Source organism: Pseudomonas sp. WSY_20 (assembly GCF_043104335.1).
Taxonomy (GTDB): domain Bacteria; phylum Pseudomonadota; class Gammaproteobacteria; order Pseudomonadales; family Pseudomonadaceae; genus Aquipseudomonas; species Aquipseudomonas parafulva_B.
Genome location: NZ_JBICKP010000017.1, coordinates 51,226 through 62,580 on the forward strand (window position 1 = coordinate 51,226; position 11,355 = coordinate 62,580).

General features: G+C 63.6%; 5 protein-coding genes and 1 pseudogene. 2 read left to right on the forward strand and 4 right to left on the reverse strand.

Annotation, left to right across the window (positions count from 1 at the left end; all coding sequences use genetic code 11):
* Nucleotides 1–10: 10 nt before the first annotated feature.
* The 4 genes and pseudogenes from ACF8E5_RS03345 to glgA all read right to left on the reverse strand — a co-directional run bounded on the left by ACF8E5_RS03345 (nt 11) and on the right by glgA (nt 8,164).
* Nucleotides 11–2,785, reverse strand: coding sequence for a malto-oligosyltrehalose synthase (locus ACF8E5_RS03345; protein ID WP_392474909.1), 2,775 nt, complete (start codon nt 2,783–2,785; stop codon nt 11–13).
* Nucleotides 2,782–4,851: a 4-alpha-glucanotransferase gene (malQ, locus tag ACF8E5_RS03350; RefSeq protein ID WP_145254942.1), complete on the reverse strand. Its 2,070-nt coding sequence runs from the start codon at nt 4,849–4,851 to the stop codon at nt 2,782–2,784. Before malQ ends, ACF8E5_RS03345 begins: the two co-directional genes overlap by 4 nt.
* Nucleotides 4,852–4,857: 6 nt before the next feature.
* A pseudogene (treZ, locus tag ACF8E5_RS03355) lies at nt 4,858–6,591 on the reverse strand (malto-oligosyltrehalose trehalohydrolase); the annotation flags it as partial.
* 13 nt (nt 6,592–6,604) lie between these two features.
* Nucleotides 6,605–8,164, reverse strand: coding sequence for a glycogen synthase GlgA (glgA, locus tag ACF8E5_RS03360; protein ID WP_392474910.1), 1,560 nt, complete (start codon nt 8,162–8,164; stop codon nt 6,605–6,607).
* A gap of 662 nt (nt 8,165–8,826) precedes the next feature.
* Between glgA and gnd the strand changes: the two genes are divergently transcribed.
* Together gnd and zwf are read left to right on the forward strand one after the other, a co-directional pair.
* Nucleotides 8,827–9,810, forward strand: a complete 984-nt coding sequence (gene gnd / locus ACF8E5_RS03365) for a phosphogluconate dehydrogenase (NAD(+)-dependent, decarboxylating) (protein WP_058639578.1) — start codon at nt 8,827–8,829, stop codon at nt 9,808–9,810.
* Nucleotides 9,807–11,315: a glucose-6-phosphate dehydrogenase gene (gene zwf, locus ACF8E5_RS03370; RefSeq protein ID WP_196127881.1), complete on the forward strand. Its 1,509-nt coding sequence runs from the start codon at nt 9,807–9,809 to the stop codon at nt 11,313–11,315. Before gnd ends, zwf begins: the two co-directional genes overlap by 4 nt.
* The last annotated feature ends 40 nt before the right edge of the window (nt 11,316–11,355 follow it).

An 11,355-nucleotide genomic window follows, 5' to 3' on the forward strand; every position in this document is an offset into this window, starting at 1 on the left:
CTCCTGAATGCTAGTTATCTTCGATCAACAGATTGACTGGAAAGTCCGACAGCACAGCACACACCATCAACTCTCTTACAGGGCTGACAACGGCCCCACCGAAAAGTCCAGTCGAATTGGCAGGTGAGAAGTCGAACGGCAATACGACCCGGGTATCTTCCCAGTTCTGTGGGGGTACTTGAGGGCTCTGTGCCGCGCCCAGCAGACCGCTGGCCAAGCGCGGCGCGACGATCACGGCGCGTTGTGCGTCGCCCAAGCGGGCGAAGGCGACGACCTTGTCGGCATGGCGCCCCTTGACGGTCAACGGCAGGTAACTGCCCCGGCGGAACAGCTCCGGGTTGGCCATGCGGCAGTCGAGCACGCGGGCCACCAGCGCCTGCTTTACCCGGCCGTCATGCCAGTGGCTTAACAACGCGTCGAGCGGCGCAGCCTCTGCCAAGGTGCTGCGTCGAGCGGGATAGTCGACGGGCCGGCGGTTGTCTGGGTCCACCAGGCTGAAGTCCCAGTATTCGTTACCCTGATACAGATCAGGCACCCCTGGCACGGTCATGCGCATGAACGCCTGCACCAGGCTGTTGAGCGCACCCGGGCAACTGATCAGCTGCGCCGCCTCGGCGATGGAGGTGCGCAGGGGCAGGGCATCGGCCTCCAGCAGTAGGCCTTCGAGATAGCGAGCACAGCCCTTTTCGTAGGCTTCGTTGGGGGCGTTCCAACTGCTGCGCAGCTTGGCCTCGCGCAGCGCTTTCTGTTGCCACTGACCGACACGCTCGGCGTATTGCTTAAGGCCTTGGCCGTCATCGACGGCAAGGCCCAACGGCCAGGTGCCCAACAGGGTCTGGAGCAGCAGCATTTCATCACCAGGGCTCGGCGCCAGCCCATCCTCGAGCGGTGTGCGCAATGGCGCTGCCAGCTCGCGCCAGTGCGCCATGCGGCTGGCCAGCCAAGGCCCGCGCTCGCTCAGCACAGCCAGGCGGGCGCGCGTGTCTTCACCGCGCTTGTGGTCATGGGTGGCGGTGGCCAGCAGGTTGTCCGGGAAGTCCCGCAGGCGTCGCTGAGCCTCGTTGTGGAAGTGCTCCAGCGGAGCGCTGAAGCGTTCGGCCTCAAAGCCCACATCGTTGCGCGAGAGCAACCTTGCGCTGCGGTAGAACGCGGTGTCTTCGACGGCCTTGGCCGCGCTGGGGGCCGTCAGCTGCTGGAAGCGTACGCAGGCGTGGCGCAGTTGCTTGCGGGTACGGCCAGGTGGCAGCTGGCGCCAACCTTCGCCGCCCAACCATTTTTCCAGTTGCTCGAGCAAGGGCCAGTCGGCCTCGCTCAGGTCCTGGCGGGCATCGGCCAGGGCCTGCTGGAAGAATGCCTCATCCTCGGCCGGGCGGCCGCACGCGTTGAAGTAGGTGCGGTAAACCGGGTAGTGCGCGACCAGTGCCTGCAGGGCGCGACGAATGGCACCCAAGGATAAATCGCGGGTCATCAGGTCGTTGCGCGCAACCTGCAGCAGGGCTTGCGCCACCGATTCGCAGTCACCTGCCAGGCTTGCGTTGAGCACCAGATGGCGCGCCAGGCGCACTTCTTCGGTAAACGCGGGGCGCTCGCTGACCGTCGACCACAGTTCGGTCAGCGGGGCCTCACCGGCCGGGTCGTGCTGCAACAGCGAGACCTGGTTCATGAACTCGTAGCCGGTGGTGCCATCGGTGAGCCAGTCGCGGTGCAGATGCTCATCGACGCCCAGGATTTTCTCGACGTAGATGGGGAAGTGCTCCACGGCAGCGTCCAGTGGGCGGCTGGCCATCAGGCTGTCCACGCGTCGGCGCAGCTTGCGGCAATAACCGCGTGGGTCTGCCAGGCCGTCGATGTGGTCGATGCGCAGGCCATCGACCAGGCCGCGTTCAATCAACTCGAACAGCTTGGCATGGGTGGCTTCGAACACCACCGGGCGCTCGACCCGCAAACCGCCCAGCTCATTGATGTCGAAAAAGCGCCGCCAGTTGATGTCGTCGGCAGCGGTGCGCCAGCTGGCCAGGCGATAGGTCTGACGCTCGAGCAGCAGGTGAAGGCGCTTGAAGCCGGCCTCGCTGCGGCTGTCGAATGCCACCAGGGCCGAGGCCAGGTCGGCGCCTTCGCGCACCCGACGGGCCAGTTCGGCTTGCAACGGCGCGGCATCGTCAAGCGGGGTGGCGGACTCGCCAAGGGCGGTGAACTGTTCGGCCAGGCTGGTCAGGGTCGGGTCAGCGCTGAGCGCCAGCACCCAGCCGTAATCGACCGGGCAGATCGGGAAGCGGTGCTCATAGTGAGCGATTTGCAGTACCCCCTGGTCGGCGTCGAATTCCAGGGGGATCTGGCCTTCCTTCAGCGCTACACCGTAATCGCTGCCCAGGAACGGCAACAACAATTGGCCAGCGAGCAGCGGGTCGGTGGAGTGCCACTGGATATCGAAGAACTCCGCATACGGGCTGCGGCGCCCCCAGGCCAGCAGGCTCTGCCACCAGGGGTTGTCAGCGCCGCCAACGGCCATGTGGTTGGACACGGTGTCCACGATCAGGCCCATGCCATGCTGGCGCAGCGCTTTGACCAGGCGCTCGAGCGCCGCTTCGCCGCCCAGTTCCGGGTTGACCTGGGTAGGATCGACGACGTCGTAGCCGTGGCGCGAACCTGCGCGGGCCTTGAGGATCGGCGAGGCGTACAGGTGGCTGATGCCCAGTTGGGCAAAGTACGGCACCAACGGCAGGGCATGGTCCAGGGTAAAGTCGCTGTGGAACTGCAGGCGCAGGGTCGCGGTAAGCGGTTTCATCGGTCGCGCTCCCATGCCTGCTCGCGCGCTTGCGCCAGCACTTCCAGGCGCCGTGCGGCATCCTTGTCGTCAAGCATGTGGCTTGCCGCCTCGGTAAAGCGGCGGCGCCAGTTGGGATGCCCTTCGGTGGTGCCGGGCATGTTCGGCTGTTCTTCCAGACCCAGCAGGTCTTCAAGCGGGACCAGCACCAGCGGAGCTTTGGTGTGGCCTACATAACCAATCGCGGCATCGATCACGGCAGTGTCGTCCTTCAGCGGGCCATAGTGGGTTTCAAGCGTGCGGCGCAAGCCGTCGTGTTCTTTGCGGCGGTCATCGCGCCATTGCTGCTCGGTGGATTCATCAATCAAACCCAGGCGCCGGCTCCATTCGACGTCGCGGTTTGTCAGCCAACCTGCCACGGTCGCCAGGTCATGGGTGCCGGTGGTCGCCAAGGCGTCGTCGGGCCACTGTAGCTGGGGGGTGAATTGGCCTGGGGAGGTCTGCTCGAAGGGCAGCACGCGCATGCCCAGGATGTTTTTCTGCGCCAAGGCCTCGCGTAGACCGTCCGGTACCGTGCCCAGGTCTTCACCCAGGATGATTGCACCGTGGCGGCTGGCTTCGAGCGCCAGCAAGCGCAGCATGTCTTCGAGCGGGTAGTACAGGTAGGCGCCTTCATTGGGTTTGCAGCCGCGCGGGATCAGCCAGAGCCGTTGCAAACCCATCACATGGTCGATGCGCAGACCACCGGCGTGGGCAAGGTTCGCACGCAGCATCTCGATGAACGCGCGGTAGCCGTTGCGCTTGAGCCCTTCGGGCGAGAACCCGCAGATGCCCCAGTCCTGGCCCGAGCGATTGAGGATGTCAGGTGGCGCGCCAACGGTAAGGTTGGCCAGCAGTTCGTCCTGGCGGCTCCAGGCCTGGCTGCCAGCGCCATCGGCGCCAACGGCAAGGTCGGCAATCAGGCCCACTACCATGCCGCTGCCTTTGGCAGCCTCCTGGGCGCGCTGCAGGCTGCGCTCGGTCAGCCATTGGCAGAACGCGTGAAACTCCACCCTGGCCGGATAACTTTCGGCCAAGGCGCGGACTTCGGTCCCGAATGGGTCGCGCCACGCCTCTGGCCAGTTGCGCCAATCAGCGCCATGGCCTTTGTCGACCGCCTCGGCTTGCAGTACTTCAAAACGGCAATGGTGCTCCAGCGCCTCGCCTGCGGCCTGGCGATAGCTTTCGAAATCGGCGCGTTGCGGGTGATCGCCTTGGCTGAAGTGCTGGTAAAGCGCGTCCAGCAGCTTGTACCGGGCATCGGCTGCGCGCGGCCAGTCCACCAAAGGCTCTTGCTCGAGCGAGGTCAGTGTCTGCTCCAGGTGGCAGGCCTCGATAGCCAGGCGCACGGTGCGCTCACCCAGGATGGCCGCCGGGCTTGCGTAAAGCGTATTGAGCAGCAGCCTGCTCGATGGCGAGTAGGGGCTATAGTGCTGCTGATCGAAGGCCGACAAGGCATGGATAGGGCTGATCGCCACTGCATCGGCGCCCCGTTCAGCGGCACTGCGTACCAGTTGCTCGAGGGCCATGCAGTCGCCGTAGCCCCCATCGCCTGGGCGGCGCAGACTGTAGAGCTGCGCCGACAAGCCCCAGCAGCGCGCGGGGGCCGCCTGAACCAAGTCATGCAGCGATGGGCAAGCGGACGGGGCGACAGCGAGCGTAAAGCGGTGCTGGGCCACCTCCAGTTGGTGATAGCCGACCGGCAAATCACCTGGCAGGTGGGCCTGGGCATCAAGCTGCAAGTCGATGCTGCTGCTATCTTCCAACTGTCCGCGCACGCCGGCCTGCGCTGGGAAATACCGCGAGAGGTCGAGCGGCTTGCCCTGGTCGGCAGTGAGCAGCGGCGGAACGTGTTGTGCGTCGTCGCTACGTTCGAGCCTGGACAGGCTGTCCTGCAATTGCGCCTCGTCGCTAGCCCTATGGCCAAGGGCTTCAAGCAGTTTGCGCAGTACCTCATCGGTCACTTGCTGCGGTTTGTTGTTGGCATCCACCCAGTCGCGGGCAAGGCCCGCGCGCTGAGCGAGCCGGTGAAGCAGGGAATCGCTCATTGCATCTTCTGGTCTGGGGGGTAGCAGGGTGACCACGCAGCTGTAGGGCGAAAGCGTCGAGCCGGCGTGCGCCTTGTCGCCGCTGTCGAAAAGGCAGCTGCCGGCAGGCGCAGCCTCCAGGTGCAGAGACTGGTCGCCCAGGTTTAGGTCGATGCGCAATGTGCTGCCATCGCCCAGCTGCCAGCGTGCAGTCAGTGCCTTGTCAGCCAACACCTCGGCGCCCAGGGGGCGGGTACCGGGCAGGCGTGGGACCAGGTGCTGACGGCGCGTCGTGAGCAGCTGTTGGTACAGCCCATGCCAGCCGGCAATCACGTCCTGCGGGTCAGGCCTGGAGGCGTGGAAGGTCTGCTCGGCGTTGGGGTCGGGTATACGCGCGCGCTTTTCGGGGTCGGCAAAGGCGGCAAAATGTTCGAACTCACCGCGCCGGCCTTCGCGCACCGCATCAGCGAGCTCATCATGAAAATCGGTGAAGAACAGGAAGGGTGCACGGCTACCGTCGTCATCGCCCATGAACAGCAAGGGAATCATGGGGCTTAGCAGCAACAGCCCGGTCGCTGCGCGCAGGGCCGCAGGCGAAGTCAGCCGGGTCAGGCGCTCGCCCATGGCGCGGTTGCCGATCTGATCGTGGTTCTGCAAAAACAGCACGAAGGCGCTGGGCGGCAGGTGGCCGCTGGGTTCGCCGCGTGGTTCGCCGTGGCGGTTGGGCTGGCCCTGGAACACGAAGCCCTCGCCAAGGCAGCGCGCCAGCTTGCCGATCGGGTCGTCCTTGTAGTCTTCGTAGTAACCCTCGGTTTCATTGGTCAGCAACACGTGCAGCGCGTTGTGGCCATCATCGTTCCACTGCGCGTCGAAGCCTTGTTCAAGCAAGAAAGCCTGGTTGTGTTCGTTTTCCAGCACTAACCAGACGTGTCGACCCGGCTCGACGGCCTCGCGCACACGCTGGGCCAGCTCCTCGAGGAAGTCCGGCTGGTCGATGGCATGTACCGCATCGAGTCGCAGGCCATCGATGCGGTAGTCGCATATCCACATCAGCGCGTTCTGGATGAAAAATTCGCGCACTTCCGGCCGCCGGAAGTCGATGGCGGCCCCCCAGGGAGTGTGGCGGTCCTCTCGGAAGAACGAGCTGGCGTACTCATGCAGGAAGTTGCCATCCGGGCCGAAGTGGTTGTAGACCACATCGAGCATCACCATCAGCCCGTGGCCGTGTGCCTGGTCCACCAGGCTGCACAGTTGCTCAGGAGTGCCGTAGTTGTGCTGCGCTGCATAAGGCAGCACGCCGTCGTAGCCCCAGTTGCGGGTACCTGGGAATTGGCTGATTGGCATCAGTTCGATGGCGGTAATGCCGGTCGAGGCGATACGTTGCAGATGGCTTGCCACGCCTTCATAGCCACCAAGTACGCCCACATGCAGCTCCTGGATCACCGCTTCGTACCAGGGGCGGCCTTGCCAGCAATGCTGCCAGGCGTAACCGCCCAGGTTCACGACCTGGCTGGGGCCATGAACGCCTTCGGGTTGGAAGCGCGATGCAGGGTCAGCAACGCGAAGCTCGCCATTGATGCAGTAGCGGTACAAGTCCCCTGGCTTGGCAGGGGCGGTGCCGGTGAACCAGCCATCGGCCTCGGGGGCGAGGGCGACGGCTTCCTGGTGTTGCAATTCCACACTCACGCTGCGCGCGTCGGGTGCCCAGAGGGCGAAGCGCGCCGACGTGGCGTCCTCTAAGTGTGCGCCATGCCTTTGCATCTTCGACCTCTCTTCAGTAATGAGCCAGCTGGGCTTGCTTGACCAGGTCTTCGTACAGGCGTGCGTAGGGTTCCACTGCCTGGCACCAGTTGAATGGCTGGGTCATGGACAGGCAGCGCATGGCATTGAGCAGGTCTTTTTTCTGGTAGATGTAGAACGCCCGGCTGAGCGCCTCGCGGTAGCTTTCCACCGTCGATTCATCGAACAGGAAACCTGTAACGCCGTTCTCGATGGTGTCGGCCAGCCCGCCGGTCTTGCGCGCAACGGGCAGCGAGCCGAAACGCTGGGCGTACATCTGGCTCAGGCCACAGGGCTCGTAGCGCGAGGGCATCAACAGGAAGTCGCTGCCGGCGAACATGCGGCGTGCATCGGTTTCGTTGAAGCCGATGCGCACACCAACGCGGCCGGGATGACGCAGGGCCAGTTCGCGCATGGCCTGCTCTTCCTCGGGTTCGCCGCGGCCGATGATTGCAATTTGGCCGCCTTGCTCGACGATGTACTCGGCAACGCCCAGGGTCAGGTCCAGGCCTTTCTGGTAGACCAGGCGCGAGACCACGGCAAACAGCGGCCCCTCGGAAGGGTCCAGCTGGAACAGCTCGCGCACCGCCTGGGCATTACGCGCCTTGCCCTCCCAGTCGTTGATGCTGAAATTATGCTGCAGGTGCTTGTCGGTCGCCGCATCCCAGCTTTCGTCGATACCGTTGGGAATGCCGCCCAACAGCCCTTGTTGCGCCTTGCTGGCCAGGAAACCGTCCAGGCCGCAGCCGAATTCGGGCGTGGTGATTTCCTGGGCGTAGGTGGCACTGACCGTGGTGATGTGGCTGGAGTAGGCCAGGCCAGCTTTCAGGAAGGAGAGCTTGCCGTAGAACTCCATGCCTTCCTGCTGCATGGCATGGTCGGGAATGGCCAGCTCCGGGCTGCAGCCACGGCTGTAGACACCTTGATACGCCAGGTTGTGAATGGTGAACAGGGTCGGCGTACTCAAGCCGCGCCAGTGCATGTACGCAGGGGCCAGGCCCGCTGGCCAGTCATGGGCATGCACCATCTCCGGTTTCCAGTGGATCATGCCTTCACCGGCTGCGATTTCTGCAGCCGCCAGGCCCAGGCGGGCGAAACGGATATGGTTGTCCGGCCAGTCGCGACCGTTTTCTGCTGCGTAGGGCGTGCCAGGGCGCTGGTAGAGCTCCGGGCAGATCAACACGTAGATCACCAGGCCGTCGGGCAAGTCCATCCGGCCAATCTTGCAAGGTGGCAAGGCCGCGTGGCCGCCCAGCTCGCCGACGATGTGGATGGGGTTGTCGCTTTCGACGACCTGCGGGTAGCCCGGGATCAGCACGCGCACGTCGTGCAGGTGCGCCAGTGCCCGTGGCAGCGCAGCGGAGACGTCGCCCAAGCCACCGGTCTTCACCAGGTCAGCGATTTCCGAGGTGACGAAAAGGATCTTGCGTTTGTTCGGGTTGTTCTGGCGCTGGGCGCGAGGTGCCTTGCCTGTCTTGGCGAGCTCCGGGATGAGCGGTTCGCGATGTTCCGAGGTAAAGGTAGCTACTTGAGTCGCGACAGCGGCACTGATCATTGTTTCTCTCCGTCCCTAAGCTTGGCCGGGCACTGATAAACCGCGGCGGTCTTTCGTGTTGATTCTCTCTTTGCGAATTCTGCGTAATGCAATCCTTGCCCCCGAGTCGTGCGCACAGGCACAGCGCATTCGGCATTCTGGCCAAAAGGCGAGTGGACTGGTTGGGGTGGGCGGGCCATGCGTGGGAATAACCCATTTCATCTGGCCTGCTTAGTTCCTGACCTGCCGTCTTTCCTTAAAGTTCGACTTTTTTTCCGTTGCTCTTCCATTGAGCAAATGGCGGGCCGGAACCTGAGTGTAGGAGAGAAATATTACAAATGTGACCGAACGGTCATTCCAGGCGGCCCGCGTGCTAGACGCAGACGTTGGCATTCGCCCGCCGCATATGCCGAGCGCGTTGAACACACACGATCGCTAGGCGACGAGTGGCGCTTTGCCCAGTGCCTTGCACCTTAATGGTGCGGTCGGTGCTGCATGACAGCGCTCTGATTGATTCAGCGCTGCTGAATGCCTCTGGCGCCCCGAACGGGCGAAGAGAAAGGTACTTCGGCCCCAGCGAACGAACATGAACACACCGCCCGTCGCTGAACCCTCATGCAGTCCACTGGACTAACCTGAAAGGCGAAACGTCGTCACTCATTCCAGAAGGGGAGCACCTGCTCATGCAATTGGGAATTGTCGGGCTGGGCCGCATGGGCGGCAACATTGCAAGGCGGCTTATGCTCGCCGGCCATCACACGGTGGTGCACGATCGCAACGCACAAGCGATCACCGCCCTTGAGGGCGAAGGTAGCGTGGGGGCGGCTGACCTGGCCGCACTGGTCGAGAAACTCCAGGCGCCTCGTGCCGTCTGGGTCATGCTTCCCGCTGGGGCGCCTACCGAGCAGACCATTGCCCAGCTGGCTGACTTGCTGGAACCTGGCGACTCGATCATCGACGGTGGCAATACCTTCTATAAAGACGATATGCGCCGCGCTGCAGAACTGGCGCAGCGTGGGCTGCATTACCTGGATGTGGGTACTTCCGGCGGGGTATGGGGGCTGGAGCGTGGTTACTGCATGATGATCGGCGGGGAAAAGGACGTGTTCGAACGTCTGGAGCCACTGTTTGCAGCGCTCGCACCCGGTGTCGGTGATATCCCACGCACCCACGGGCGCACCGGTGAACACCAGCGCGCCGAGCATGGCTATATCCACGCCGGCCCGCCGGGCGCAGGGCATTACGTGAAGATGGTGCACAACGGTATCGAATACGGCTTGATGCAGGCTTACGCCGAAGGCTTCGACCTGCTGCGCAGCAAAGGCGGTGCCGAGCTGCCTGAGGACCAGCGCTTTGACCTGAACGTGGCCGAGATCGCCGAGGTGTGGCGCCGTGGCAGCGTGGTCACGTCCTGGCTGCTGGACCTGACCGCCGACGCACTGGTGGCCGACCCGCAGTTGGCTCAGTTCAGCGGCTCGGTGTCCGATAGCGGGGAAGGGCGCTGGACCATCGATGCGGCCGTCGAGCAGGCGGTGCCGGTTCCGGTGCTGTCCAGTGCACTGTTCGCGCGTTTTCGTTCGCGACAGCAACAAGGCACTTATGGCGACAAAATTCTCTCGGCCATGCGCCTTGGGTTCGGTGGACACGTCGAGAAGAAACCTGAATGAGCAAAAAACCGGCAACGCCTGCTGCTCCACCCTGCACGTTGTTCCTGTTCGGTGCCAATGGCGACCTGGTCAAGCGCCTGCTGATGCCCGCACTCTACAACCTCAGCCGCGACGGCCTGCTCGATAAAGACCTGCGCATCGTGGGTGTCGACCACAACGCGGTCAGTGCCGAGGCATTTGCTGAACGCTTGCACGCGTTCATGGCCGAGCGCGACAAAGGCGCAGAGGGTGCCCCGGCGAACCTGGACGAAAAGCTCTGGGCCAGCCTTGCCAAGCGCCTGGACTACCAGACCGGGGACTTTCTCGACGCTGCGACTTATGAGGCTATTGCCAAGCGCATCGACAAGACCAGCCATGGCAACGCGATTTTCTACCTGGCGACGTCTCCACGGTTTTTCCCAGAAGTGGCCAAACGCCTTGGGGAGGCCGGGTTGCTGGACGAGTCGGGCGGCGGGTTTCGCCGGGTGGTCATCGAGAAGCCGTTCGGCCACGACCTTGCCAGCGCCGAGGCGCTCAACGCTTGTCTGCTGAACGTAATGGGCGAGCGTCAGATCTACCGGATCGACCATTTCCTGGGCAAGGAGACCGTCCAGAACATCCTGGTCAGCCGTTTCTCCAATGGGCTGTTCGAGTCGTTCTGGAACAATCACTACATCGACCATGTGCAGATCACCGCCGCTGAAACCGTAGGGGTCGAAACCCGCGGTGCGTTCTATGACAGCACCGGTGCGATGCGCGACATGGTGCCCAATCATCTGTTCCAGCTGCTGGCGATGGTGGCCATGGAGCCGCCTGCGGCGTTTGCCGCTGACGCGGTTCGCGGGGAGAAGGCCAAGGTGATCGGCGCGATCCGCCCGTGGTCGACCAAGATGGCGTTGAAGAACTCGGTTCGGGGCCAGTACGTAGCCGGCACCCTGGATGGGAAGAACGTGCCGGGATACCGTCAGGAAACCAAGGTGGAGCCTGACAGCCAGACCGAAACGTTCGTGGCCATGAAGATCATGATCGATAACTGGCGCTGGGCCGGTGTGCCCTTTTACCTGCGCACCGGCAAGCGCATGAGCGTGCGCGATACGGAAATCGCCATCTGCTTCAAGCCGGCGCCGTATGCCCAGTTCCGTGAGTCCGCGCTGCAAAGGCCCAAGCCCAATTACCTGAAGATTCAGATCCAGCCCAATGAAGGCATGTGGTTCGACCTGCAGGCCAAACGGCCAGGGCCGGAGCTTGTCATGGAGAACGTAGAGCTTGGGTTTGCCTACAAGGATTTTTTCAAGATGACCCCGGCCACCGGCTACGAGACCTTGATCTATGACTGCCTGACGGGCGACCAGACCTTGTTCCAGCGTGCCGACAACATCGAGAACGGCTGGCGCGCCGTCCAGCCGTTTCTCGATGCCTGGGCCCAGGGCGGGGAAGTGCATGACTACGAGGCCGGCCAGGATGGCCCGCAGGCGGGCGGCGAACTGCTGGCCCGGGACAAGCGCGAGTGGCACCGGCTGGGTTGATAGCGCACCGTTATGATCCGATCGCGTGGTGCCGGGCCTG